Source organism: Fibrobacter sp. UWB4, assembly GCF_002210345.1.
Classification (GTDB): Bacteria; Fibrobacterota; Fibrobacteria; order Fibrobacterales; family Fibrobacteraceae; genus Fibrobacter.
The window spans coordinates 61,248-86,436 of sequence record NZ_MWQI01000003.1 but is presented as its reverse complement, the minus strand read 5'-3'; the positions used below and the strand labels follow the sequence as shown (position 1 = coordinate 86,436).

23 protein-coding genes are annotated in these 25,189 nt (G+C 45.6%); 6 read left to right on the top strand and 17 right to left on the bottom strand.

Annotated features, from left to right (window positions below):
- Positions 1-56 precede the first annotated feature (56 nt).
- Positions 57-875 (bottom strand): co-chaperone YbbN, encoded by an 819-nt coding sequence (locus B7990_RS07130; protein WP_088640321.1) that lies wholly within the window; start codon positions 873-875, stop codon positions 57-59.
- Positions 876-1,013: 138 nt separating this feature from the next.
- On the opposite strand from B7990_RS07130, the gene B7990_RS07125 reads away from it, so the two are divergent.
- The 5 genes from B7990_RS07125 to B7990_RS07105 all read left to right on the top strand — a co-directional run bounded on the left by B7990_RS07125 (position 1,014) and on the right by B7990_RS07105 (position 5,869).
- Positions 1,014-1,457 carry a hypothetical protein gene (locus B7990_RS07125; protein WP_088640320.1) on the top strand — a complete coding sequence of 148 codons (444 nt, stop codon included), beginning with the start codon at positions 1,014-1,016 and terminating at the stop codon, positions 1,455-1,457.
- A 162-nt stretch (positions 1,458-1,619) separates the two neighbouring features.
- Positions 1,620-2,060, top strand: a complete 441-nt coding sequence (locus tag B7990_RS07120; protein WP_088640319.1) for a hypothetical protein — start codon at positions 1,620-1,622, stop codon at positions 2,058-2,060.
- 123 nt (positions 2,061-2,183) lie between these two features.
- Positions 2,184-3,530: a UDP-glucose/GDP-mannose dehydrogenase family protein gene (locus tag B7990_RS07115; protein WP_088640318.1), complete on the top strand. Its 1,347-nt coding sequence runs from the start codon at positions 2,184-2,186 to the stop codon at positions 3,528-3,530.
- Between the two features lie 9 nt (positions 3,531-3,539).
- Positions 3,540-4,616: an NAD-dependent epimerase/dehydratase family protein gene (locus B7990_RS07110; protein ID WP_088640317.1), complete on the top strand. Its 1,077-nt coding sequence runs from the start codon at positions 3,540-3,542 to the stop codon at positions 4,614-4,616.
- A gap of 38 nt (positions 4,617-4,654) precedes the next feature.
- Positions 4,655-5,869: a CotH kinase family protein gene (locus tag B7990_RS07105; protein ID WP_176407240.1), complete on the top strand. Its 1,215-nt coding sequence runs from the start codon at positions 4,655-4,657 to the stop codon at positions 5,867-5,869.
- Here the strand turns inward: B7990_RS07105 and B7990_RS07100 are convergent, their stop codons facing one another.
- From B7990_RS07100 to B7990_RS07045, 12 genes are all read right to left on the bottom strand, one after another.
- Complete coding sequence (locus B7990_RS07100; protein ID WP_254917377.1) at positions 5,870-7,357, bottom strand: hypothetical protein; 1,488 nt, start codon at positions 7,355-7,357, stop codon at positions 5,870-5,872.
- Positions 7,354-8,820, bottom strand: coding sequence for a lipopolysaccharide biosynthesis protein (locus B7990_RS07095; protein ID WP_088640314.1), 1,467 nt, complete (start codon positions 8,818-8,820; stop codon positions 7,354-7,356). The genes B7990_RS07100 and B7990_RS07095 overlap by 4 nt, the downstream gene beginning before the upstream one ends.
- 10 nt (positions 8,821-8,830) lie before the next feature.
- Complete coding sequence (locus B7990_RS07090) at positions 8,831-10,012, bottom strand: Gfo/Idh/MocA family protein (protein WP_088640313.1); 1,182 nt, start codon at positions 10,010-10,012, stop codon at positions 8,831-8,833.
- 9 nt (positions 10,013-10,021) lie between these two features.
- Positions 10,022-11,200 carry an acetyl-CoA carboxylase biotin carboxylase subunit family protein gene (locus B7990_RS07085; protein ID WP_088640312.1) on the bottom strand — a complete coding sequence of 393 codons (1,179 nt, stop codon included), beginning with the start codon at positions 11,198-11,200 and terminating at the stop codon, positions 10,022-10,024.
- On the bottom strand, positions 11,200-12,321 hold the full coding sequence (locus B7990_RS07080) for a DegT/DnrJ/EryC1/StrS aminotransferase family protein (RefSeq protein ID WP_088640311.1): 1,122 nt from the start codon (positions 12,319-12,321) through the stop codon (positions 11,200-11,202). The genes B7990_RS07085 and B7990_RS07080 overlap by 1 nt, the downstream gene beginning before the upstream one ends.
- 69 nt (positions 12,322-12,390) lie before the next feature.
- Complete coding sequence (locus B7990_RS07075; RefSeq protein ID WP_088640310.1) at positions 12,391-13,419, bottom strand: glycosyltransferase; 1,029 nt, start codon at positions 13,417-13,419, stop codon at positions 12,391-12,393.
- Positions 13,420-13,422: 3 nt separating this feature from the next.
- Positions 13,423-14,709, bottom strand: coding sequence for an O-antigen ligase (locus B7990_RS07070; RefSeq protein WP_173465012.1), 1,287 nt, complete (start codon positions 14,707-14,709; stop codon positions 13,423-13,425).
- 51 nt (positions 14,710-14,760) lie between these two features.
- Positions 14,761-15,702, bottom strand: coding sequence for a glycosyltransferase family 4 protein (locus tag B7990_RS07065; protein ID WP_176407229.1), 942 nt, complete (start codon positions 15,700-15,702; stop codon positions 14,761-14,763).
- A 62-nt stretch (positions 15,703-15,764) separates the two neighbouring features.
- On the bottom strand, positions 15,765-16,610 hold the full coding sequence (locus B7990_RS07060; RefSeq protein ID WP_088640307.1) for a phosphorylcholine transferase LicD: 846 nt from the start codon (positions 16,608-16,610) through the stop codon (positions 15,765-15,767).
- Between the two features lie 9 nt (positions 16,611-16,619).
- The gene (gene tagD, locus B7990_RS07055; RefSeq protein ID WP_088640306.1) at positions 16,620-17,021 is read right to left on the bottom strand and encodes a glycerol-3-phosphate cytidylyltransferase; all 402 of its coding nucleotides are present in this window, start codon (positions 17,019-17,021) and stop codon (positions 16,620-16,622) included.
- Positions 17,018-17,863 carry a glycosyltransferase family 2 protein gene (locus tag B7990_RS07050; RefSeq protein WP_088640305.1) on the bottom strand — a complete coding sequence of 282 codons (846 nt, stop codon included), beginning with the start codon at positions 17,861-17,863 and terminating at the stop codon, positions 17,018-17,020. Before B7990_RS07050 ends, tagD begins: the two co-directional genes overlap by 4 nt.
- A 1-nt stretch (position 17,864) precedes the next feature.
- Positions 17,865-18,842: an NAD(P)-dependent oxidoreductase gene (locus B7990_RS07045; RefSeq protein ID WP_088640493.1), complete on the bottom strand. Its 978-nt coding sequence runs from the start codon at positions 18,840-18,842 to the stop codon at positions 17,865-17,867.
- 148 nt (positions 18,843-18,990) lie between these two features.
- Between B7990_RS07045 and B7990_RS07040 the strand changes: the two genes are divergently transcribed.
- Complete coding sequence (locus tag B7990_RS07040; protein WP_088640492.1) at positions 18,991-19,746, top strand: flavodoxin family protein; 756 nt, start codon at positions 18,991-18,993, stop codon at positions 19,744-19,746.
- A gap of 494 nt (positions 19,747-20,240) precedes the next feature.
- Here B7990_RS07040 and rpsI read toward each other — a convergent pair whose 3' ends face one another.
- The 4 genes from rpsI to sppA all read right to left on the bottom strand — a co-directional run bounded on the left by rpsI (position 20,241) and on the right by sppA (position 25,121).
- Positions 20,241-20,645 carry a 30S ribosomal protein S9 gene (gene rpsI, locus B7990_RS07035; RefSeq protein ID WP_014545713.1) on the bottom strand — a complete coding sequence of 135 codons (405 nt, stop codon included), beginning with the start codon at positions 20,643-20,645 and terminating at the stop codon, positions 20,241-20,243.
- Positions 20,646-20,663: 18 nt separating this feature from the next.
- On the bottom strand, positions 20,664-21,092 hold the full coding sequence (rplM, locus tag B7990_RS07030; protein WP_014545714.1) for a 50S ribosomal protein L13: 429 nt from the start codon (positions 21,090-21,092) through the stop codon (positions 20,664-20,666).
- Positions 21,093-21,565: 473 nt separating this feature from the next.
- Positions 21,566-22,624 (bottom strand): hemolysin family protein, encoded by a 1,059-nt coding sequence (locus tag B7990_RS07025; protein WP_088640304.1) that lies wholly within the window; start codon positions 22,622-22,624, stop codon positions 21,566-21,568.
- Between the two features lie 199 nt (positions 22,625-22,823).
- A complete protein-coding gene (sppA, locus tag B7990_RS07020) occupies positions 22,824-25,121 on the bottom strand; it encodes a signal peptide peptidase SppA (protein WP_088640303.1) in 2,298 nt (765 codons plus the stop codon).
- Positions 25,122-25,189: the final 68 nt, after the last annotated feature.

The window sequence follows — 25,189 nt, the reverse complement described above, 5'->3', positions numbered from 1 at the left end:
CATAAAGGGGGTATTTCACAGCAATTTGAGCGTTTTTTATTGTCGGATTGACAAAGCTATTTGCAAGTAAATCCCTGCAACTCAAGCCCAGCGCGCATTTCGCCGTAAGTCGAAGTGCGCTTCATGTCCATAGCCTTCATGAATCGGCAATCATTGTCGATATGCATCTGGAAACCTGTCATCGTCGGAGCGACCTCGCCCTTGCCACTTGCACGGATACGATCCATCATCTGGTCGCGCTTGTCAAACTGTTCCGGCGGCACAAACACATCCGTCACGATATCGACATTTTCAATTTCTGAATCGCCGAACACAAACGAAATCGTCACAAGATTCTTGAGTCCATTGAACTGGCCATCTACCTTGCAGACAAGATTCTTGTGCGCATTTTTCTTTTTCGGTTTGCTCTTCGCCTTTTGCGTTGCATTCGGTTTCGGCGTGTAATCCAAAGCGCTCAGAAGTTCAGGCTCCTTGATAACGCCCACGCGCTGGTTGATAATGCGACCGTCCTTGATGAAAAAGAACGTCGGGAACGCCTGAATCGGAAGCGTATTCTTGATCTTTTCGATATTCGGTTCGTCAATCCCGATAGACGCAATCTTGATATCGCTGTAATTTTTCGCAATACCGATAAGCGTCGGAATCATGACAAGGCACGGCGGGCAACTTGTCGATGAAATCTCGAGAATCACTGGCTTCTTGGAATGCAGAATTTCCTTTTCGAAATTGTCATCGTTGATTTTAACGATTTTAATATCTTCGTCAGCAGACGGAGTGCTCTTCGCAAAAGCACTACTAAACGCCCCCGCCGCGAGAACCGCAGACACTACAAAAGTCGCGATATTCATCGCCCAATTTTTTCTTAAGTCAATCATTTTCGTTTCCTTAGTTTTATTGATAAGATACAAAATAATTATTCCAATCTGGAATACTCCTCAACTACTCCTGCCAAACGCCACTTTGTAGCTTATGCAATGGGGGCGATTGTTCGTCTCAATCACAAGGAGGTAATCATGAATCGCATTAAATGTGCACTGTTTATTGCCCTCGCTCTTACGGTCAGCACATCTTTTGCCGCAAGAACTGTTAAATCAAAACTGGGCGATATCGATCTCACATCCGATAAAGATGGCAGCACGGTAGTCTGCACAGCTGGTTTTAACGATGAATTCACAATTCTCAAGGAATCAGATACGAAAGTACTTGTCAAGGGAAACTGCGGAAAAGGCTGGGTTGACAAATCCAAGATCGAATACGTTGCAAAAGGCCCGGGAGATAATTCCATTAGTTTGGATGAACAAATTCTCGTTGGCTGGATTGATAATCCGAGTGCAGTATTCGTCTTAGAAGGCAACGATGTTGACTTCGATGGAGTGGATATCAATCGTGATTTCAAGGAATACTTGACTTACACGATGGACCGTGAGAAGATGGAAATGCGAAACGGAGAAAACTAAACTCATACATCTACCAAGCGCTGTCCTCCGGGGCAGCGCTTTTATTATAAACTAATAAATTTTATTCCAAATTAAACCATTAATTTACTACTCTGCAACAATGTTACTTTGTAGTTTACAATTGAGGCAGTTGTTCGCCTCACAATAATCAAGGAGGCAATCATGAAAACTTTAAAACTTATAACCGCAGTAATGCTTGCGTTTATGGTCACATCATCATTCGCAGCACGTGTTGTCAAATCAAAACTCGGCGACATCGAAGTTACAAATGCAAAAGATGGCGGCGAAGTTATCTGCACCGCAGGATTCAATGACGAACTGACGATTGTCAAAGAAGCTGAAACCAAAGTTCTCGTCAAAGGACGATGCGGAATGGGCTGGGTCGAAAAATCCAAAGTTGAATATGTCGCCAAGGCGCAGGACAAGGTCATTATTCTTGATGAAATCCCGTTATACGATTGGCCTGACAATCCAACGAATGTCGGAATTCTCATTGACGACATTGAAGATTTCGATGTAGCAAAGATTGACCGCGATTTCAAGGAATACCTGACATACACGATGGACCGTGAGCAAACAGAAATGAGAAATGGAGAGAACTGAGCTCACGCATCTCACGACGCTGCCCTGCGGGGCAGCGTTTTTGCGTTTATAAAACAAAGCCTTACGTTTTTATTACATTTCTTTTAAAAAGATTAAGGAAGAAAATTTTTCAAGGATTTATTTATGAATATTGCTATTGTCGGTACCGGTTACGTTGGACTTGTTAGCGGTACATGCTTTGCCGAAATGGGTGTCAACGTGACTTGCGTTGATGTGAACCAGGCCAAGATTGAATCTCTCCAGAAAGGTGAAATTCCTATATACGAACCGGGTCTCGATGAAATGGTGCTCAGGAACCAGCGCGAAGGCCGCCTCAAATTCACGACCGATCTTGCAAGCGTTCTCGACAATGTTGAAATGGTATTTAGCGCCGTGGGTACGCCTCCCGATGAAGACGGCTCCGCCGACTTGCAGTATGTGCTCGCCGTGGCCCGCACGTTTGGCCAGAACATCAAGAAGTACACCGTTCTCGTGACCAAGTCTACAGTCCCGGTCGGCACCGCCAAGAAGGTCAAGGCGGCCATCCAGGAAGAACTCGACAAGCGCGGCGTGAACGTTCCGTTCGACGTGGCCAGCAACCCGGAATTTCTGAAGGAAGGTTCCGCTATTACGGACTTCATGAAGCCCGACCGCGTTGTCGTTGGCGTGGAAAGCGAACAGGCGAAGGAACTCATGACCCGCCTCTACCGCCCGATGATGCTCAACAACTTCCGCGTGATTTTCACGGACATCCCGAGCGCAGAAATGATCAAGTACGCCGCGAACTCCATGCTCGCGACCCGCATCAGTTTCATGAACGACATCGCAAACCTCTGCGAACTTGTGGGTGCCGATGTGAACATGGTGAGAAAGGGCATCGGTAGCGATACCCGTATCGGTAGCAAATTCCTCTACCCGGGCTGCGGCTACGGTGGAAGCTGCTTCCCGAAGGACGTGAAGGCCCTCATCAAGACCGCCGAAAAGAATGGCTACAAAATGGGCGTTTTGAAGGCTGTCGAAGAAGTCAACGAATACCAGAAGACAGTTCTTTTCAACAAACTTGCAAAGCGTTTCGGCGGCGAAGCAAACCTCAAGGGCAAGACAATCGCCATGTGGGGCCTCGCCTTCAAGCCCGAAACAGATGACATGCGCGAAGCGACCGCTCTCGTGCTTATCGACAAGCTTGTTAAGGCAGGAGCCATTGTCCGCGTCTACGACCCGGTCGCCATAAACGAATGCAAGCGCAGAATGGCCGCACGAGATGACGCCGCTGCAATCGCAAAACAGATCGTCTACTGCAACGACATGTACGAAGCATTGCTCGATGCCGACGCCCTCCTCCTCGTGACCGAATGGAAGCAGTTCCGTATGCCGAGCTTCGGCGTGATGAAGAAGTCCATGAAGAACGCCCTCATCATCGACGGCCGCAATATCTACGATGCAAAGGAACTCGCCGACGCAGGATTTGAATACAGCGCCATCGGTTGCTAAGGAAAGATCATGCTTGATAAGAATGTCAACCTGAACGGAAAGATAGTCCTCGTCACAGGAGCTGCCGGCTTTATCGGTTGCAACCTCTGCAAGAAACTGCTGAGCGATTATGCCTGCGCTGAAATTGTCGGCATTGACAGCATCTCGGACTACTATGACGTGAACATCAAGTACGAGCGTCTCAAGGAAATTGAGGCTCTCGCCACATCAACCGGGAAAAAATGGACATTCATCAAAGCGAATCTTGCAGACAAGGCGACAATCGACAGCTTGTTCGAAAAGTACCACTTCGCAGTTGTCGTGAACCTCGCCGCCCAGGCAGGCGTCCGCTATTCCATTACGAATCCGGATGCCTACATCCAGAGCAACCTTATCGGCTTCTACAACATCCTGGAAGCCTGCCGACATTTTGAAGTCGAGCACCTCGTGTACGCGAGTTCCTCCAGCGTGTACGGCAGCAACAAGAAAATCCCGTACTCCACCGACGACAAGGTCGATAACCCGGTCTCGCTGTACGCCGCCACCAAGAAGAGCAACGAGCTCATGGCACACGCCTACAGCAAGCTCTACAACATCCCGAGCACGGGGCTGCGCTTCTTTACCGTCTACGGACCCGCAGGCCGCCCGGACATGGCCTACTTCGGCTTTACAAACAAGCTTAAGGCCGGCAAGACGATCCAGATTTTCAACTACGGCAAGTGCAAGCGCGACTTTACTTACGTCGATGACATTGTCGAAGGCGTTGTGCGCGTGATGCAGCATGCACCCGAAAAGCAAAACGGCGAAGACGGTCTCCCGCTCCCGCCGTACAAGGTCTACAACATCGGCAACAACCACCCGGAAAATTTGCTCGACTTCGTAACGATCCTCCAGGAAGAACTCGTCCGTGCGAAAGTGCTCCCTGCCGATTACGACTTCGAAGCGCACAAGGAACTTGTGCCCATGCAGCCCGGCGACGTGCCCGTGACCTATGCCGACACAAGCGCCCTGGAGAATGATTTCGGATTCAAGCCCGCAACACCTCTCCGCGAAGGACTTAGAAAATTCGCAGAATGGTATGCAACGTATTACGGAACTGAAAAATAACGATTAAAACCAATTCTATGTTCCCCAAAAACAGAAGCATGGCAATTTACGTAATCGCCACCCTTATAGTTTTGTTCTTTTCTGCCTGTAGTGATGATAGTGCATCAGCAAGCGGAGTACCTATCACAGAACTCTCAATCGAAGACTTTGAGCAACCGTACACAGGTGTTCCAAGAATCGTGATCGAAACGAGAAAACATAAAGCCATAAAGGATCGCGAAACAGAAATCCCCGCAAAAATGCAAATCTGGAACGAGTATGAACCCGAAAGCGAAATCCTGGATTTGACCATAAAGGGAAGAGGAAACACAACGTGGGACTTTTATCCCAAAAAGCCCTACGCAATAAAGTTTGAAACAAAGCAATCCTTACTGGGTATGGCCAAAGCTAAAAAATGGGTCATGCTCGCAAACTATAGAGACCGAACCTTAATTAGAAACGCCGTCGCATTTGAACTTGCCCGTAAAACATCTCTCGCCTGGACCCCAAGCGGCAAGTTTGCAGATGTGATCATAAACGGAGAATTTTTAGGCAACTATTACATCTGCGAAAAAATCGAAGTCAAAAAGAATAGGCTCGAACTAGACGACGACTCCTATTTACTTGAATTCGATACCAGTTACGATGAAGAATTCAAATTTAAAACGGAATACAATGACCTTCCCGTCAATATAAAATACCCAAGCGAGCCAGACAAAATCCAATACAATTATATAACAGACTACATCAATGAAACCGAAAAGACTTTGCAACTAGACGCAGACGATTCCACCTATCTTGACTATGTCGATCAGAATTCTTTTATCGACTACTTCACGGTATACGCATTATCGACAAACAGTGAACCGATGCACCCCAAAAGCGTCTACATGCATAAAGACAAGAACGGCAAGCTTTCTGCCGGCCCCGTTTGGGATTTTGATTACAGCACGTTCAAATTAAACAAGACAGGGCTTATAAATCAAAAAACGGCTTTGTTTAAGCCATTTTTCGAGAAGGATTCTTTCAAAGAAGCATTTAAGCAAAGATGGCCAGTCATTAAAGATTCGCTCGGTTCCATGAACGCCTTTATTGACTCTCTTGCAAATTACGTCAAGGAATCAAACGAACAGAACATAAAGCTTTGGCCCATTAACATCACGGCTCACAAAATAGGTGACGAAGAAAAAAGTTTTGACGAAGCCATTGAAATGCTAAAAAAGGCGCTTCAGAACAAAATCAAAGAACTCGACAAACTGGTTCCTTCGCTTTAACTACCACTTGAACCCAGCTCTGGAATACACTTTTCGATCGCCCAGAAGGGTCCATTCTAGATCGAAATTGACATAGCGGCCTTCGATACCGAGAATCGGGGTGATGGAATACTGCATTTTGGCACCATGCAGAAAACGCTTTTTTACAACAGCGTGATTCAGCGGATTGGGATCATTTATAGAACTTCCTGTATCCGTACCTTTCCAGAACCATTTCTGGTGTAGGCCAAATACCCATCGCTTATCCATTCGCGAATACATCAACCAGTCAATAGTCATGCTATTAGGACCGCCCTGATTACCAAGCGGAACTTCAAGATGAGCCATTTGAGCCGTATTGCTCTTAAAATGCGTATATACATAGGGTTCAACACGAGCGTATTCAAAAAGTGTTCCCACTTCGAATGCATGATTTTTCCAATCGAAATCGTGAGCCACCTGGGCGCCAATCATCCAAGCCCATTTTGACTGAATATTCTCATTTTTTATCAGTTCTATAGGACTCTGAAAATCATCCATAAAGAATTCCGTATAAAAACGAGCCTTGTTGAACAATCTATAGTTTAAATCAAACGACAGCGCACCGTTATTGGAGCTTTCTGTGTAATTCCCCTTTTCCATAAAAAGTGGAATGATCGGAACAAAAAGCCATGCATTATTGTCATCATGAACAACCTGGAGTTCACTCATCCCCACGACAAGATTGCCGAAGTCCAGTTCATATCGATGTCCATATAGATTTCGGGCTGCTTTGTTACCTTTGTTTGAATTACCCTTGAAAACGCGCAAGTCACCATAAATAGTAAGGACAGTAAGCGGCCCAACCTGCAAATCTAGGGACATCGAATTAAAAGGTAACGAGAACTGATTCAAGGCCAAGTTGTTATAGTAGCCAGGCCCCCAATGCATTACATCACGGCCGACATCAAATCGGGCAAAGCCCATATTTAAAGACAAGTGGCCTCGATAACGAGCGTAACTGACATATTCAAGACCGTCATTAACTTCTTCCAGCTGAAGGTCAATGTATTCACCATCGTAAGACTGCGGATTTTTCGAATAATGACGTTCTGAATAAATTCGAGCATCCAATACAAATTCCAGAGAATCTATATAGCCTCTCAAATAAAGTCCGCCGTCAATCCCGGGCCAGATTGTATCGCCAAGAGCTTTTCCACCTCGGAAGTCTATTCCGCCAACCAGACTTGTCGCAAGGAACGTCCGATTGGACTGAAATTTCAGCAAGGCATCTTTTTCTCTATAGGCGGCATCCCTGCGCCAGGAGGAATCCCTCTGTGGATAATGAAATTCCTGTTTTGCAGAAGTGGTTGTAAGCCTATGGAATTCGAACAGCATCGGCGCCGTATCGAGAAGCTTGAGGTTGTACCTCTCCGGAGAAATCACCGGAGAGGCGAATAAAGTCTGGCAAAGGAATAATATCCCTAGAACTACGACATTAACACTTCTTTTTGCGCAAGATTCCATCATTTTTTCCTATTGCGAAATTCCTTTACAGTCTTTATTAAATAATCAAGACATTCTAAATGCAACAGCCTAGCGAGTCCCAAATAAAGAGTCATGCCCAAAAGAGACAAGACAACCAATTGCAGAATCGGACTTATCGCAAATTTATCGGACAACAAACAAGATACAAAATAAACACATCCGCCCATAAAAACAGATAACGCCATAGAAGGCAGAATATCCTTCGTCTGTTCAATGTATCCATAATTCAATAACTTTTTATTTGGATAAGCATTCACAAATGCCCCAAGCGGAGCAGTAATAGCACTGCTCATCGCAATGCCTATTGGCGACCTGAAAAATAAAACAGCAATGGCAATAGCGACCAGGCCATAACCCTTTTTTATCAATTCAAGTTTTAAAAAGATATCACTACGTCCAACCGCATTGACTGCAGAAAGATTTGTCGTATGAATCGGCCAAAAAGCATAGATAACACAGCATATCTGTATAAAAGGAACCGCAGGGAGCCACTTTTCACCAAGGACAACAAGAGTTAGCGGTGTTGCGACAGCGGCAAGCCCTGCCATTAAAGGCAAAATAAAAAATGAACTTGTTACTATAGCTCGACGCATCATCACTTTTAAACGAGGTTTATCATCTTGCACAGATGACAAAGAAGGCAGCATCACCGACTGGATAGATGAATTCAGGTTGTTCACAATCAATTTAGGGAATTGATCGCCACGATTGTAATAACCTAGAGCCGTTGGATTAAACATTTTGCCAACAATCAGGTTCAGTAAATTATTATAGCAAGTATCCAGCAATGACGAACACAACAATTTCCAGCCAAACGAGAACAGCATTTTCCAGCGGGCAAACGAAAACGACAAACTCGGTTTCCATTTAACGGTAAACCACATTATGATGCAAATCAACAACGAATTCGTCAATTGTTGAATAACAAGAGACCAAATGCCATATCCCCAATAGGCAAACAGCACACCAATTAGTCCTGCGGGAATAATCGCTCCAACACTTCTATAAAAAAGTGTCTTGAACATCATATTCCGAGCAACATAAGCCTCCTGAATTGAACTCAAGGCTCCCAAAGGAAGCATCAGTCCAAGGACTCGAATAACAGGGACAAGCTCGTTCTGACTGTTATAGAACTGGGCAATAAACGGAGCTGCGCAAAACAAGCCTGCATACAACACACAAGCCAACAGCAAACACGAGTAAAAGACGGTCGTAAAATCAAGATTATCGGCATCTTTCTTTTGAATCAGAGCTGTATTTAAACCGCTTTGAACAAATACATTTGAAATGGTAATAAAGACCATGATAAGAGCTATCAAGCCGAAATCAGCAGGCGATAGCAATCTTGCCAAAACAACCGCAACAATAAACTGAACACCTTGGGTACCAAGGCGTTCAAAATATTTCCAGAATAGCGAGGATATAACAGATGATTTTAGAGACATTGGTAAAAAATTAAAGAACTACAGCTTTTCCTAATTCAGCAGATTTATAGGCTGCATAAATGACTCGCAACGTTTCGTGCGCGACCCAATAGTCAGACTTTGGCTCCCGATTATAATAAATCGATTCCATAAAATCACGCATTTCATCGACATATCCACGCATGATGACATCTTCCAGGAACGGATTGTTCCAGCCTTTCTTTGAAGGCAACATTTCTGAGATATAGACATCATCAAGGCCATCTTCGTCCAGGAAATAGGTGCTCATCAAATCGGACATGGTCAATTTACAATTGATCACGGCATCGTTACAGTACAGTTCGACATAGTTACGGCTTCCACCTAACAAAGTATCGGTCGCCATAACGACCGCCTTGGTCCCGTCAGAGAACGTAATAATCACCGTTCCAAAATCTTCAACGTCGTTTGGCCTTGCCGCAATATGACGATGTTCGTAATCGTTCAAACTCGGTGTTATTTGGGCCATGTCGGCAAATACGGACTGGACAGATATTTTTTCGTTTCTTGCCTTGGCCTCAATCTGCTTGAGCCAAATTATTGCAGATAGCGGATGCGCACCCGTCCTTATGAACGTTCCGCCGCCGGTCTTAGCCCATTCCCCAGCAACCGGAGAACTGGAGCCCTTTAAAGATTCCTCGCCTTTTGAAAAAAGGATCTTCGACTTTTTTGCTGTGATGATTTCCGCAGCCTTTGTTACAGCCGGGGCGTAAATGAAATTTTCGGCATAGCAGAACTTCTTTTTCGATTTCTCTACGCAATCTTTCAAGTGGTCAAGAGAGGTCAGCAACCGTTCGTACATCTTGACTTTCGAGACGCATTTACCAATCGGCGTATTATCCCCGTCTTCTCCAAAATATCCGCTTAGCGGCTTTTCACAGATGACGTGCTTCCCAGCCTTTAAAGCCTGCTCGACCATATCAGCGTGAGCGTATGGCGGGGTACAGACATCAATGACATCTATTTCAGGGTCGTTTAACAGGTCCTCGAATTTAAGGGAGTATTCTAAAAAACCAAAACGCTCCTGCATCTTTTTGACCTGGTCTTCGCGTCTCGCGATAATTCTCTTATAACATAATGGGATGCCGCTAAATCTCTTTAGGGCTTCCATATGCAGTTCTGTCGCTCGACCTGCGCCGGCCATGCCAATGCAAAGTTCGTGTTGGTTATTCATACAGCCCTCCTATTCAACTGTTACGGCGTCATTAACATAGGATTCAATAAGTTCTTTCTTCATCGTGAGCTGATCAGGGAAGCAGAAGAACATGAAGCCGACCGGCTCGGACATATTGTTTTCTATCAAATCACCGCTCTGCTTTAGCATAAACACGCTGTCCAAATGCTTATTGTATCTGGACGGGATTTCGATAGACTTAATCTTTCCGTTTTTGGGGGCCAAGATAGTCTTGTAGGCGAAGCACCCCTCTTGACTTACAACAGAAGGAAATGCCGACAAGTCGAGGCCGCATCTTGCGCGAGTTTCCCAATATTCCCAGTCAATACCTGTAAGGGCGTTGCCCGGGACATGGTACATATTGCCTAAAATGCGTCGCATGACTTCGATAATCTGGGCATCTTTTCCATCATAGATGTACTGCAAATGGAATATGCCATCCTTTAGGTTCAGGATATGGGCGATTTTCTCGATCTGCTCTACAAGCTTGTTTTGAACGATTTCGAAATTGTCGGCAGGATACGTGTCGATTTCAACACGGTACGGATTTAAAAAAGAATATTCGTTATTGCTGCATATCGCGCATACTTTCTGATTGCGCAAAAAAGTGCAGAAGCCATGCTGAGTGCCAGACACATAGGGTTCGATAACAATCCTTTTGGCCCGAGATTTCAAGAAAGCTTCCTGGACATACTTAATCCCTTCCGCCTTGTTGTCAGCCCTGTGAATTCCATTTCCTGCGCTGCAATCTGTCGGCTTTACTATTATCGGATATGAGCATGTATCCAGATGCTGGAGAGCGTCTTTCTCAGAAGAGAACGGAGTCGATACCGGACTGGTAATGTTGTTTTTCTTTGCAAATTCCTTGAACAAGTCCTTGTTGTGGAGCGTCAAGGTCGTTTCGTACGAATCATAGCCGGGCAATCCGAGCTTTTCCGCGACATAGGCCGCAGTGTACACACCGAAATCATTACAACACTGAATGATGGCATCTATGGAATTTTTCCGTGCAATTTCCAGGATTTTCTCTTTGTCCGAATAATCCGCAAGAATAAATTCGTCGCACCATTTTTGACCGGGCAAATCAGCCCTGTTACCGGTAACGATAATGTAATACCCAAGCTTGCGAAGTGCACGAACCAGGCCCAGGTCATTATGGCTCGAGCACAGCAATAACGCTTTCTTCATTATACATTCCCCTTATTGCAAACAAGTTCCAGCACCCTGTTCACATCTTCGTCCGTAAGTCCCGCATGCATCGGCAAGCAGATGACTTCATCGGCCATGCGGGTTGCGACAGGGAGGTTTTCCTTGGTTGCAGACGGCAAGCCACGATAAATGGCGAAACTCGAAATCAGCGGATAGAAATAACGGCGGCCAAGGACATTGTGTTCCTTCATTTTCTCGTAAAGAGCGTCACGGCTGATACCATATTCCTTTTCGTTCACGAATATCGGGAAGTACGAGTAGTTGTAGGTCACGTCATCGCGTTCCTTGAACATGGAGATGCCAGGAACATTCGATAACGCTGCACGGTACTTCTGCGCGACCTTCTTGCGGGCGGTAATGGCATTGTCAATGTGCTTGAGGTTGCAGAGGCCGTAAGCAGAACGGATTTCGTCCATCTTGCTATTGATACCTGGAGCAACCACAGTCGTTTCGCCCGCAAAACCGAAGTTCTTGAGGTAATCGATGCGCTTTTTGGTGCGTGCATCGTGGCAGATAAGGGCGCCACCTTCGACGGTGTTGTACGTCTTGGTCGCATGGAAGCTGAGCGTGTTCATGTCACCTGCATCAAGAATCGTGCGGCCGTTGACCTTCACGTTGAAGGCGTGGGCGGCATCATAGATGACGGCAAGGCCGTATCTGTCCGCGATTTCCTGGATGGCTTCGATATCGCACGGGTTGCCGTACACATGCACAGGCATAATGGCTGTTGTCTTCGGAGTAATCGCTTCCTCAATTTTCTGAGGATCAAGGTTGCCCGTCGCCGGATCAACATCGACAAATACCGGGGTAAGCCCGTTCCACCAGATAGAGTGCGTTGTCGCCACAAAGCTATACGGGGTGGTAATCACTTCGCCCGTAATGCGCATTGCCTGGAGCGCCGTAATAAGCGGAAGAGTTCCGTTAGTAAACAAGCTAATGTATTCAACTCCAAGATATTCGGCGAGAGCGCGTTCCAACTCCTGATGATAATGGCCATTATTAGTAAGCCACTTGCGATCCCAAATATCCTTAAGATACGGCGTGAATTCTTCCAAAGACGGGAGAAGGGGGGAAGTGACGGTTATTTGCTTATTTGCCATAATTTCTCCATGACAGTTCTACAATATAACAGGTAGATCTTTTACACTGTAAAAATTGCAAAAATACACTTATTTTCGATCCAAAAGATTCACCAAAAAACATCCACACTTAAAAAACGGCTTTATTCTACACAATTTATATACTGCGAAAACAAAAAGATACCTGATCGTCCAGTAAAAACTTTCAAACTTTACAGGGAACAGTGAAAGTTCAATTTTCTTAAAAGCCTCCCAATCACTGGAAAAGAAACAATAAGGGAGAAGTCTAATCGAGAATCTTTTTTTTGCCTTGTCCCAACCTTCAAAACGTCTTGCATGATCAAGAAAATAAAGATATGTTTTGTTATGGAAAAAACAGAACTTAAATATTGCTCTCTTCGATTTAAAATGCGAAGCAGACTCTGAAAGTTTTCTATAGACACTTGTACATTCAGGCAAATAGTGCCCCTTAGAAATAGAAGCTAAATGCAAAAATATCAGTCTATCCCCACAAAAATATTCTTTTCTATTTAACTTGGGTCTAGAGAGATACAATTCCTTTCGGCAACAAAATGTTAAAGTCCATATAGACGATGTCGGATTCAGCATTTCATGTGCATAATTATCTCCAGACAATCCCTCGATATTCATTTCAAAAAATTGTTGCTTTTGCTGATTAAAGCCTTTGAAATTGGTATAAGAATATCCATAATCCAAATTCTTTTCTAGAAAACTTATTTGCTTTTGCAACTTTAAAGGATCTATCCAATAATCATCACCTTCACAAAAAGCTATATACTTTCCCTTACATGCAGAATCGACGATTTTATCCAAAGAATCATCATTCTTTGAATACTGATTTTCAGTTTCATAAATAGGCTTGATTATCTTAGGATATTTTTTTTCATATTCACGTATGACATCCGCTGTTTTATCGGTAGATGCATCATCATGGACGATTACCTCAAATGGGAAATCGGTCTCTTGACTTAAAAAGCCATCCAAAGTCTGAGCAATGAAAGACTGCTGATTATAAGTAATACACCGAACGCTGACCAGCGGAGTATTCCAATCTTTTGGCCATTTTTGAATAATTTCTTCCTGAGTTCTATTTAGCATAAATCAACCATTTTTAGAAGGGCCAGCAAAAGAGCTGTAGCTTTCGCTTCGTTTTATAGAGAAGAAAGCGAACAGGAACCACATATGCATATAAGCCCAATTGCCACTTTGAACAACCTGTACAATAAAAAATGAAAAAAGCAAAGCAAAGGATCTTATGGATGCCACTATTTTTTTATTCCGCTTCCAAATGACAACAAGTGGACGGATAAACAATACGAAGCCATATACCCCAAAATTAGCCAGCACTTGAAAAATTATTGCAGAGGACATCGCATTTCCCGTTTTTCTCATATACAGAACATCATTGAGATTCATTGCGAAAGGCATGAATCTCTGAATATATTCTAAAGTAAAAACATGACAACCACCTGCACCCAAACCAAGCAGAGGATTATGGAGAAACATTTTTAAAGCAATCATAGGAAGCCCAAGTCGTACAAACGCGCTTGAATCAGACTCGATTGTTTCAGAAATGCTCTTAAACTCCAATACTCTTTTGGCAAAATACGTACCAGGGTCAAGCAATAAAACCTGATACATCGCAAAGCAAATCAAAGCAAGCACAAACAATACTGCGATAGATTTCAAGACCATTTTTTGGAAATTTCCCTTCGCAATGCTAGAAAACACACCATAAAAGGCCACCGACAATATAATCAAAAGATATCCCTTCGTGCTAACCGTAAACAACAAGAGCATCGCGGCGACAATCGTACAATACATCCATTTTTTTAAATGGAAAACTTTATACAGATAAGCATAAACGAAAATGGCAAAAACCATGTGCTGGGAGGCATAAGAAGCTTCCGAATTTGTCAAACATGGACGAAATTCCTGCCAGCCCCCAAAGATGGTATTGATTACGGATTTAAATACGTGCGGCAAGATATGGTAACAGGATAAAGTTTCCAAAGTGCCCAAAAACATCGCCGGAATATAAGCGTATCCAACATACTTTAAAACGGTCTTGGGAAAATCGGGATCCTTATGGCGAGATAGGAACTGCGAAAAGACAATAACAGAAAGCATCCCCATCGCCAAGCCAGGAACATAATATTTTAAGCCAACAAAAGATCCTGTATGGTAAAGCAAGACAACACTTCCAACAGAGACAGAAACAACACTAAAAAAGAGAATTTGAATAACAGGCTTAGGCAAACTAAAGCGGCCATGATTCTGGAGCAAATAAATGGCAAAGGCGGCGACAATAAAATACAGCGATAACGGCCTATAGACAAAAGGCAATATATGCGGTATAGCGTCGTACGGCAATGCAAGAATTGCCATAATCACTAGTTTATCTGCCAAGGAATGCGTAGACATCGTCTTTCCCAACCCTTACATTCTCGAATATGCATCCAGCAATTTCTGGGTTACCACAGTTTCCGAATACTTTTCAGCAATGAGCTTTCGCAATGCAGGCTGACAAGTATCGCCATCCAGGAATCTTTTTACAGCTAAGCCAATTTCATCAACGCTATAGGGATCGACGGCAATGGCATTCGGTAAAAAGTACTCCTTAGGGCCGCCTATATTCGTAATCACAATGTCACAATCATAGCTGGCAGCTTCTAGCGCCACTAATCCTACCCCTTCTCGAATCGAAGGTAAAGCAAATACTTTTGCCCTAGAATACAGGTCCTTTAATTTTTCATCGGATACGCGTCCCAAATTCTGGATATTCTGGCGGGATCCAATTTTACGCGCTAATTTTGCGTTAAATTCATCAGTACTTGCACCCGCCAAAACCAAGTCAAAATTATACTTTAACGCGGCATCGACAAGCCGTTCCACATTCTTTGTCGAGTCGCAAATTCGAGACACATGCAAGCAGAAGTTTTCCTTCTTATTTTGATCCAAAGAATCTACTTTCGAAAAGCGGCTGTTTAAAGGAACCAGCTGTATTTTGGAAGGGCTAATACCGAACGCATCCGACAAAAACTTCTGTTCATATTGTGTTCTGGCAAGGAACACGTCAAAAACAGATTTATAACGTCTTAACGCAGAATAATCCGCAAAGATTTTTGCCTTCGGATATGAAATCCGGGAAAGAACTTTATATACAAGCAACGGATAATGCGGATCTAATACCGGAGAACAGACAAATTTTGCCTGCGGTGCACGCAGTTTTAAAGATGAATAAAGGGAAAAAAAAGACGAACCAAAAAAGAAAAAATGTATCACATCAAAACTTTTCCAGTCGTATGTTTCCCAGGGATTTATTTCAACAACTTCATGCCCCATTTTTTGCAACATGTCGCGCCACTGAACAGCCTGCATCTTGATTCCCCCAAAGGAACCACTGACTATTGTAAAATAAGGCAGCAAGTACGCAATTCGCATTACGAGTATTCTCCGAAGTCAACAGAATCGTAATTTCCGTGTCGATTGTAACGCTTTTCTACAGGAGGCAACTGCATATAATCGCCGTACATGTTCGTCAAGTATTCTATATAGCCTTTAGGTATTGCAAATTCAGTATCTTCAAACGGAACTTTTATGGTTTCAACGAGTCCTTCTTTTGAACACGTTTCCTTATAGCCGTACGCACCTAGCAAATTTACGGCAACCGTTCCCGACGACAAGTTGTAAAATTTCAAGCTCTTCGAGATGATATTTTTCAATACAGAATCAGGCACCAGATGAGCTACAGCGCCCATTATCTTGGCAACGATCCATTTAACATTGGATTTCTTATTGTACAGGACTCTGGGAACATATCCCTTTTTATAAATGTAGAATTTATACGTAACCTGAAAAACGGCCAGCTGCAAAAGTCTTTTTCTTTTTGTCGGGGCTGCGGTATCGATCGGGAAAACATCGACAAAAATTCCCTGATGGAGATTTTTGGGGGCGTTGCGTTCTGGATACCTGGTTCCATTCAATTTTACTTTTGCAAAAGGGAAACCGTAACCTTTTTCTGTATCCCAAGTCTCTAAAAAGAATTTCTTCTTGTCCAGTTTTTCTTCTGCAATTTTGATAAACCGTTCATAGTCTTCCCTCAACATTCCTACATCAAAGTCATCGTCCCAGGGAATGAAACCTTTATGGCGAATGGCACCGAGAAGAGTTCCACCAATCAAGAAATACGGAATTCCATTTGATTCACACAATTCCTTTATGGCTTTAGCGATATCCAATTGCAAAAGCTGCAATTTGCGCAAATTTTTTTCAAAAACTTCGTTCACTTTTCCCTTCTATGCTTTTTGCACATTCAAGTCTTTTTTTATCTGAGTCGTGCTTATTTCAGGAGTCCTTGGCAAATAGACAACTTCCACGCCTTCTTCTTTCAGGAAATCAAACTTTCCAGCCCAATCATCGCCCATAACAAAAGTGTCTATATGGTATTCGTGAACATCCGTTCTTTTCTGTTCCCAGCTTTCTTCAGGAATAACAAGATCAACATAACGAATAGATTCAACGAGCGTCTTTCGCTGTTCATAAGAGAAATAGCATTTCTTATGTTTTTCATTCCAGTTAAATTCATCAGAAGAGACAACAACGATAAGATAATCCCCAAGAGCCTTTGCCCTTTTCAGGAGATTAATATGACCATAATGCAAAAGGTCAAATGTACCATATGTTATAACGCGTTTCATAGCATTCCTCTAGCAAATCCAGCCACCAATTTTTCAATCTTTCGTGCAGACCACAAATAGCGATGTTTCGTAAATAAATACGCCAGCCCTTTTATGTGTTCCCAGTTGTGCTTACTGAAAAGCTTCTTGCGCGAAAGGCGCTGCCAGCTATGCAGGATCCTGGCATTTTTATTTTGGACAACCCCGAAGCCAGCCAACCAGCAGCGTAGGCAGAAATCAACGTCTTCAGGCGCATAAAAAATTTTCTCGTCCAGATAGCCGACCTGGTCCAAAATCTCCGGTCGGAACATCCAGCAGGCACTCATCAGGTACCCAACAGGGACAACCTTCTGGTCACTTGGATAGCTATAAAACTCAAGCGACTCGCCCCAGCGCTGTGCTTTCTTTAAAGGCAGGACCTTGGAAAGCTTAATCGTCAATGTCGGTATCTTGCGGCCGCTATTCTGCAGAACGCCCGCTTCATTCCTCATTTCCGGCCCGACAATACCAACACGCTTGTTGTCCAAGGTTTTTACCATCGCCTGAATGGCATCGTCATTTACTTCGGTATCGGAATCAAGAACGCAAATATAATCGGTATCAGGACTAATTTCTTTGAGGGCCAGATTACGCGGTACAGTGGTTCCTTCATTAAACGCACGCTTGATGACATGCAACTGAGAATATTCTTGCGTCAAGGCATCCAGGATTTCTACAGTCTTATCTGACGATCCGTTGTCTACAACATACGCAGAGACATCAAAAGACTTCAACGCAAAAACAGAACGCACACATCGTTCTATAACGCGTTCGGAATTCCATGTAAGAATGACAAATGCTAAGGTCGTTTTTTTAGCGCCCATGCTACACCAGTTCCTCCTCTCCGCAATCTTTAAACCAATCACGGAAAGCGTCTTCTAGTGAATAGGAAAGTGGATAATCTTTCGCAAGTTTTTGGCCGTCGATATTTGTGCTCACCATCAGCTTTTTCACACGGGCAGGGCATATGCCCAGGCCAAGGCCGCCAAACAAGCCACAGAGAGTCGCAGCGGCCATCATCGGTTTACGTGGGATAAAAGGAATCCGACGTCGCATGCCAGTCGCCTTGAGCATGGTATTGGCAATCTGCTCAATCGTGAACGACGGGTAATAACAGCAGTTGTAAAGCTTTGTTTTTTCGCCTTCAGCTTCGCCCATTGCAAGCATCACACGAACCAGGTCCTTCACATAGATACAGGCTTTTATGGTGTCCTTGCGGCCAGCATATGCAAACTTGCGCTTTTTCAGAGCCTTATAAAGGCGGGTCATATTGCCATTTTCACCCTTACCGAATACAATGCCCGGCCGTACGATCGAGAGTCTGCGACTTGCATTTTCAGCAGCCCACTCACGATGGATCTTTTCAGCCACCAGCTTGGAGATTCCATACGGGGTGTTCGGGGTCGGAAGAGTTTCTTCCGTTTTCAGTTCTTCTGCGGCACCGTACGGAGCAATGCTGCTCGTAAAGACGATATTTTCGATGCCATGCTTGCGGGCAAAATCGCAGACATTTTCAGCACCGCGAATATTTGTTTCGAAATAGGCGTAATCAGGATGCCCTGGAGTGCGGTGAATTGCGGCAAAGTTAAACACGAGGGTATTTGCGCCAAAATCGCCCTGCAATTCAATGGGGCTACGCACATCTACACGCTGATAGGAAATCACACCATCTGATTGAGCGGTATCGGCAAGGAGGTCAGCAATGTATATCTTTGCATCTGGGTATTTTTCACGGAGCAGGTCCACCACATGCGAACCTATAAAACCACATCCGCCAAAAATGACAAAAGAATCAAATTTCATTACATCATCCGCCTTATTCATAACAGTCCTGCAATATAGAAAATATAAGAATAGTAAAATAAAATGCTTTTTTTTTCACTATATAATAGGCACAATTCCATATAACGGCACCTTTTTCCAGATGTTAATTTTTTCTAAATTTGGGCGCATGGCAGAAAAAAAGAAAATTCTCGTTATGGTCGCAAGCCCGAAAAGGGAACGTAGTGGAACCCTCATCCCGACAAAGGCTTTTGTTGAAGGGATCGAGCAAAATGGCGACTATGAAACCGAATATATTTTCATCGACAAGATGAACATCAAGCCGTGCCGAGGTTGCCTCAGCTGCTGGGGACGCGAGGACGGTTCGTGCTTCATGAAAGACGACGATGTTCCGATGATCCGCGAAAAGCTCATCAACTCGGATATTGTCATTTGGAGTTTTCCGCTATTCCTGTTCGGCGTCCCGGGCCAGATGAAGGTCCTGATGGACCGCATCGTGGGCATGGTCCACCCGTACATGGGCCAGAAGCTTAAAGACGGCGCAAACGCCATGGGCACCCCGCTACACGGGCTCCAGTTCCAGAAAGAAGGGCAGAAAATCATTCTGCTTTCGAGTTGCGCCTGGATGGACCTGGACGTGGTCTACGAACCGGTCCGCAAGCAGTTCGACATCATTCTCGGGCACGAGGGCTACACGCTTATCGCCTGCCCGCAAATGCGTGCGCTCGACCACCGTGGCGGGCCGCGCCGCTTGAACATGCTCCGTGAAAAGTACCGCAAGGGCGGCGCCGAACTCGCAACGACAGGCAAACTTTCACAGGAAGCGATTGACCTGATGCAGAAGCCGATCTTTAGCGATGACGCCTACGAAACACTCGTCGTGGAATTCATAACGCACATGTTCGATAGAGACGATAACTTTTAGGATTGTCGTTAGTTATTGGTCACTAGTCACTAGTCAATAGTCATTGGTCATTAGTTAGTAGTTTAAAGACGCGGCTTTGCCGCATGTGTCATGCCCCGCTCTGACGTCTTTGACTACTTGCAGCTATGCTGCTTAGTAGTCATGATCCGCGTATGGGGAGGGCATCTCCTTTTTCAAGCACAAAAATAACTGGATTGGGCTGAAGCCCCAACTCTTTGGCTTGGTTATAAAAATGAGCAAACTCATTTTTGCAACGCTCGCCTTCTGAGTTGTCTTCGCTACGCTCAGGATGACGTGGGAAACAACAGCAAAAATACAGAAAAGCCTCCGCGGAGCGGAGACTTCGTGAGCCTCAAGCGATTCGTATCAACGAATCGTGGAGGCGAGAGTGAGGCGATATCACATTCTCGTGCTTGCAAAAGAGCCGAACGGTCTTGTAATAACAGAAAAACCCTGGCAGATGCCAGGGTTTTCCGTAAAAGCAAAATCGCAGATTAGCGCTTGCTGAACTGGAAGTGCTTACGAGCCTTCTTGCGGCCGAACTTCTTACGTTCAACGGCACGTGCGTCACGAGTCATGAGGCCTTCCTTCTTGAGAGCCGGCTTCACTTCTGCATCGTTAGCAACAAGTGCGCGGGAGATGCCGAGACGGACAGCGCCCATCTGGCCAGCGATGCCACCGCCACGAGCGGTAACTTCGACGTCCCATTCTTCAGCGTTGCCAAGGATGGCGAACGGAAGATTTGCAATCATGTCCTGCACTTCAGAATGGAAGTATTCCTTGAAATCACGACCATTGATAGTGCGCTTGCCGGAACCCGGCTTCAGAATCACAGCGGCGATGGCGTTCTTGCGACGGCCAGTGCCGCGGTAGATCTTCTTATTCTTTGCTGTAGCCATAGTTTTCTCCGTTCTAAATTAAAGTTCTACGACTTCGGGTTTCTGGGCAGCGAACGGATGTTCGGCACCTGCAAAAATCTTGAGCTTCTTGATCATCTTGTGGCCAAGAGCGCTGTGCGGGAGCATGCCCCAAATGGCAGCTTCGAGCGGAGCAGTCGGGTTCTTTGCCAAGAGGTCAGCAAAGTTGATCCAACGTTCACCGGCGATGTGGCCAGTGTGGTGGAAATACTGCTTCTGGAGAGCCTTGTTGCCAGAAACGGCAACCTTTTCAGCGTTGATGACAACCACGAAGTCGCCAGTGTCGACGTTCGGGGAATAGATGGCCTTGTGCTTGCCCATGAGGAGACGAGCAACTTCGCTTGCAACGCGTCCCATCGGCTTGTCAGCTGCATCCACAAGCTTCCACTTGCGGGAGACAGTCTTCGGGTTTACCGTAATGGTCTTCATGTAAATCCTCTAGTGAGTGAAATTCCGGGGCACAGGCGCCCCGAGAAAAGCAGAGTAAATTTAGATGATTTTCCGCAAGGGTTCAAGGGTAAAAAGGTGAATTTTTTGAAAAAAGTAGTATTTTAGCGGGTTAAGCATTCTATCAATTGGTATAATTACATTAATTAGTATAGTAATTTTAGTTATTAGCCAATGGTCTTTGGGCAATAGTCATTAGAAATACGTCACTAGATGGGGCTAGTAGCCCCAACCTCTTCGGCTCGGTCATACCCATACGAGTATGGTTGCGACACTCGCCTTTTGAGGTTGTCTTCGACTCCACTACGTTCCGCTCAGGATGACACATTCCGCACCTTTCGTCTCTGTACAAGTACCAAATGCTAGGCTCAGTTATAGGTCTGCGAGCAGCCCTGCAACATTCGCCTTATGCATTTGTCGTCTGTAGCCCGAAGGGCGTTCTCTCGCCCCCCCCCCTACTGTCTACTTTTCTCTTTGCGCATGCTTGCGAGCGCCTTGGATTTGCGGCGGGCCGTTTCCTGGAGGTTCACGGCAACGTCGAATTCATCGACGATTTCACGGCCGAGGATTTCTTCGAGCACGTCTTCGAGACTCACGATGCCCGCAATCGCGCCCCATTCATCGACAACGCCCACGATATGCCCACGCTGCTTGAGGAATCTAAGCAACAACTTGTCGGTCATAAGGCTGTCGGGCACGAGTTGCATCGGGCGCATGAGCTGGCGGAGTTTCACATCGCGGTGGCCCTCGGCAAGCTGGTTGTACGCATCGCGGCGGAGCACAATCCCAATCCAATTGTCCTTTTTACCATCGTAAAGCGGCACACGCGAAAACGGCCAGTTGCCGCGCTCGTCAAGAGTCTCACCAATCGTACTGTCAGCAGAGAGCGTAAACACGACCTGTCGCGGCGTCATCACACGGCGCACCGGAAGCGACTTGAGCGAAAGGATGTTCTTGATGACAAGCGCCTGCTGGCGGTCAATCACATCTTCGCGAAGCCCGAGACTCACGAGGCTGTTAATGTCCTCAATGCTCACGTCCTTCTTTTCTTTGTCTTCGTGCGTCCAGTGTTTGGTAAGCGTGAGGCAAAGCCAGATAATCCCTGTCCAGCTGAGGATTTTCGTGATGTAGTAGAACGGCACGGCCACAAGCGGCGCACAAACTTTCGCCTGTTTGACGCCGAGTGTCTTGGGAGTGATTTCGCCAAAGAGCAAAATGAGAATCGTAAGCACCACAGGGAGCAACATCGCCTGCGAAGGAGTCAATCGTTTCACGGCCAAGGCCGTCGCCAGGGACGCACCCACCGTATTCGCGACTGTATTCACCACAAGCACCGATGCGATGTAGCGGTCGATATTATTCTTCACGTGCTTCAGGTAACGCGCGGTAAACTTCTTCTGGCGTTCCAAGACTTCCACCGTCGAAGGCGGGACGCTATAGAACGAGGCTTCGGTCACAGAGCAGAACGCCGAAGCCGCAAGACAACAAAAAACAGTTAATGCAATTTCAAACATAATCTAGTCTATAGTCATTAGTATTTAGTCATTAGTCAATAGTTAATTAATAGCAATTTCTTTACAACGTCATCCTGACACTGAAAGTGGAAGGATCCAGTTATATTCCTCTAAAAAATTACTAGATCCTTCGACTTCGCCTAACGGCTTCGCTCAGGATGACAAAATGCACGAGAACAACATAGCTACTGACCATTGACTAATAGCCATTAACTAAAGCAGGTTCTATCGCCCAGAACTGTGTGCGTTCTATGTCGCGGATAAAATCTCCCATTGATTTTGCATTCACAAACGATTCAACAAAGGACTCATCCGTATTCAACTGCATCAGTTCGATATCCGTAGACTTCGGGATGCCGGCAAGTTCACGGACTTCGTCAAGGGCATCGTCAAATCCGCCCAAGCTTTGCACAAGCCCGGCCTCCTTAGCCTTCCAGCCGACCATCACGCGACCGCCACCATACGCGGAATCCACAACAGCCTGGTCAATTCCCGTCGCCTGCGACACGACTCCTGTAAAGCGGTCATAGAAATCATCCATATATTCCTGGAGCGCAGCCTTTTCGGTATCAGTCCACGGGCGAGTGAACGAACGCGCGTCAGCATAATCATTCGTCTTCACCGATTCGGTTTTTAACCCGATTTTTTGCATCAAGCCAGAAGCGTCAATTTTTCCACCGTAAATTCCAATACTCCCGACAATAGCAAAAGGTTCTGCAACAATCTTATCCGCACCGCAGGCAATGTAGTAGGCGCCCGAAGCACCAACGTTTCCGACACTTGCCACGATAGGAATGTCAAACCGCTTCAAGTTCTTGAGCGCGCCCCAGATTTTATCCGAAGCAATCGCATCTCCCCCCGGCGAAGAAATCCGCACAAGCAAAGCCTTCACGCCCATTCCGGGGAGACGGCGCAAATTATCAAGAACCACCTCGCCCATGCGCGAATCAATTGTTCCATTGATGTTCAGGAGCGCAACCTTAGCCCTATGTTTCCAGCTTTCGTCAAATATTTTCATGTTCGACGGAGACCACGTCCTAAAGCCCACATGAGGAGGGGCATCCATATCGAAAAAAGTTTTTAGGGCGTAAGCAGGAACCTGGTCAATGTAAAGCAAAGTATCTACCAGCCCAGCCTTTTTCGCCCCAATCGCGGTGATGACCGGCTTTTGCGCAAGCGAATCAAGCATTTTCAGGCTCTCAGTCGAAGATCCCGTCTTTATCCGCTCAGCAACCCGCATACGGAGAATTTCCCAAAGATCCTTATATAGCGATTCCATGTTGCTACGTGCATTCACAGACAAGGAATCTTCCATATAAGGTTCTACCGCAGACTTGTAGGCCCCATGGCGCAAAAATTCCACCTTGACACCTAATTTATCCAAAAGTCCCTTGTAGAATACAATTCCGCCGCCAATCCCAAGCCAGGTAAAATGAGCCGAAGGTTCGACAACGATGCGGTCCACATTTGCAGCCGCCATCAAATCCGATGGACGCACATCATCCATGTAGGCAATCACAAGACCGCCGCGAGCCTTAATTTTCTTGACATAGCGATTGATCTCTTCAGAAATCGCCATATTGCCCTTATAGCCCGAGAAGTCAAGCACAACAAGCCCTGCAGACGGATCCCTGAGCAAATATTCGAACAAGTTTCGAACCTTCATCAGGCCAATGGAAGTCGGCTCGAAGAACAGGAATTTCTTTTCGACTTCGGTCACGTCCATGTTGAGCGGCACACGCACAATCTGCCCCACATGCGACGAGCGCGGATTGCGGGCTGCATGAAACCCTATGCTACCGCCCTTCGGCAAGAAATCATCGAAGATCTTAAGGGATGCATCGACATGCCCGCCAAACGAAGTAGAAAGAGTAAGCGTATATTCATCGTCATCGCCGTAGAGCGGGACCTTGAATCCAAAACGGTAACCGTAAAGCGAAAGTTCCAGAAGCAATCGATGCTCTTTCCAGTTTTCGACATCGTAACTCACATTGAGAAAATCACCCATACGGATCGTGGCACCAGCATTGTGGATACGTTCCATCGAAGACGGGCCAACGTACAGCAAGTTCTCACAGGAATACCCCAGCGAGAGCATGGTGAAAGGGCGAATCAATATACCCGGAGAATAGGTCCACTCCGTTCCTTTAAAATCCGCGCTGCGAAACGCCGTGACGCGACCGCCCCAGAACACGCTACGGTCAAAAAGCGGAAATCCGTGGGTCAGATTCCAGCGGGACTCATCCATTCCCTTGCCGTCAAAGCGGTACTCAAAACCCGCACCAAAGCGGTCCAGATTGCCGCCCACGCGAAGTTCGGTAATGCCGTCGTCATATTGGTAAGTGAGAAGCGCCCCCTTGGAATCCAGAGCCGAAAGCCCGGCCGGGTTCCCGAAAACGCCATGGCCACCATCAAGTGAAACAAAACCTGATTCGCCAGGAAGATAGGCAAAAACCGACGTAGTAAATGCAAATAGCGGTATTATAAATTTTCTCATCAATGATATAATAGAAAAATTGCTATTTTGGTTTTCGAGTGTAGGAAAAAATTTAACACAGTGGTGGT

Coding starts and splice junctions, on each gene's coding strand:
- B7990_RS07130 (WP_088640321.1), bottom strand. CDS start 875: ATGATTGACTTAAGAAAAAATTGGGCGATGAATATCGCGACTTTTGTA.
- B7990_RS07125 (WP_088640320.1), top strand. CDS start 1,014: ATGAATCGCATTAAATGTGCACTGTTTATTGCCCTCGCTCTTACGGTC.
- B7990_RS07120 (WP_088640319.1), top strand. CDS start 1,620: ATGAAAACTTTAAAACTTATAACCGCAGTAATGCTTGCGTTTATGGTC.
- B7990_RS07115 (WP_088640318.1), top strand. CDS start 2,184: ATGAATATTGCTATTGTCGGTACCGGTTACGTTGGACTTGTTAGCGGT.
- B7990_RS07110 (WP_088640317.1), top strand. CDS start 3,540: ATGCTTGATAAGAATGTCAACCTGAACGGAAAGATAGTCCTCGTCACA.
- B7990_RS07105 (WP_176407240.1), top strand. CDS start 4,655: ATGGCAATTTACGTAATCGCCACCCTTATAGTTTTGTTCTTTTCTGCC.
- B7990_RS07100 (WP_254917377.1), bottom strand. CDS start 7,357: ATGATGGAATCTTGCGCAAAAAGAAGTGTTAATGTCGTAGTTCTAGGG.
- B7990_RS07095 (WP_088640314.1), bottom strand. CDS start 8,820: ATGTCTCTAAAATCATCTGTTATATCCTCGCTATTCTGGAAATATTTT.
- B7990_RS07090 (WP_088640313.1), bottom strand. CDS start 10,012: ATGAATAACCAACACGAACTTTGCATTGGCATGGCCGGCGCAGGTCGA.
- B7990_RS07085 (WP_088640312.1), bottom strand. CDS start 11,200: ATGAAGAAAGCGTTATTGCTGTGCTCGAGCCATAATGACCTGGGCCTG.
- B7990_RS07080 (WP_088640311.1), bottom strand. CDS start 12,321: ATGGCAAATAAGCAAATAACCGTCACTTCCCCCCTTCTCCCGTCTTTG.
- B7990_RS07075 (WP_088640310.1), bottom strand. CDS start 13,419: ATGCTAAATAGAACTCAGGAAGAAATTATTCAAAAATGGCCAAAAGAT.
- B7990_RS07070 (WP_173465012.1), bottom strand. CDS start 14,709: ATGGCAATTCTTGCATTGCCGTACGACGCTATACCGCATATATTGCCT.
- B7990_RS07065 (WP_176407229.1), bottom strand. CDS start 15,702: ATGCAGGCTGTTCAGTGGCGCGACATGTTGCAAAAAATGGGGCATGAA.
- tagD (WP_088640306.1), bottom strand. CDS start 17,021: ATGAAACGCGTTATAACATATGGTACATTTGACCTTTTGCATTATGGT.
- B7990_RS07050 (WP_088640305.1), bottom strand. CDS start 17,863: ATGGGCGCTAAAAAAACGACCTTAGCATTTGTCATTCTTACATGGAAT.
- B7990_RS07045 (WP_088640493.1), bottom strand. CDS start 18,842: ATGAAATTTGATTCTTTTGTCATTTTTGGCGGATGTGGTTTTATAGGT.
- B7990_RS07040 (WP_088640492.1), top strand. CDS start 18,991: ATGGCAGAAAAAAAGAAAATTCTCGTTATGGTCGCAAGCCCGAAAAGG.
- rpsI (WP_014545713.1), bottom strand. CDS start 20,645: ATGGCTACAGCAAAGAATAAGAAGATCTACCGCGGCACTGGCCGTCGC.
- rplM (WP_014545714.1), bottom strand. CDS start 21,092: ATGAAGACCATTACGGTAAACCCGAAGACTGTCTCCCGCAAGTGGAAG.
- B7990_RS07025 (WP_088640304.1), bottom strand. CDS start 22,624: ATGTTTGAAATTGCATTAACTGTTTTTTGTTGTCTTGCGGCTTCGGCG.
- sppA (WP_088640303.1), bottom strand. CDS start 25,121: ATGAGAAAATTTATAATACCGCTATTTGCATTTACTACGTCGGTTTTT.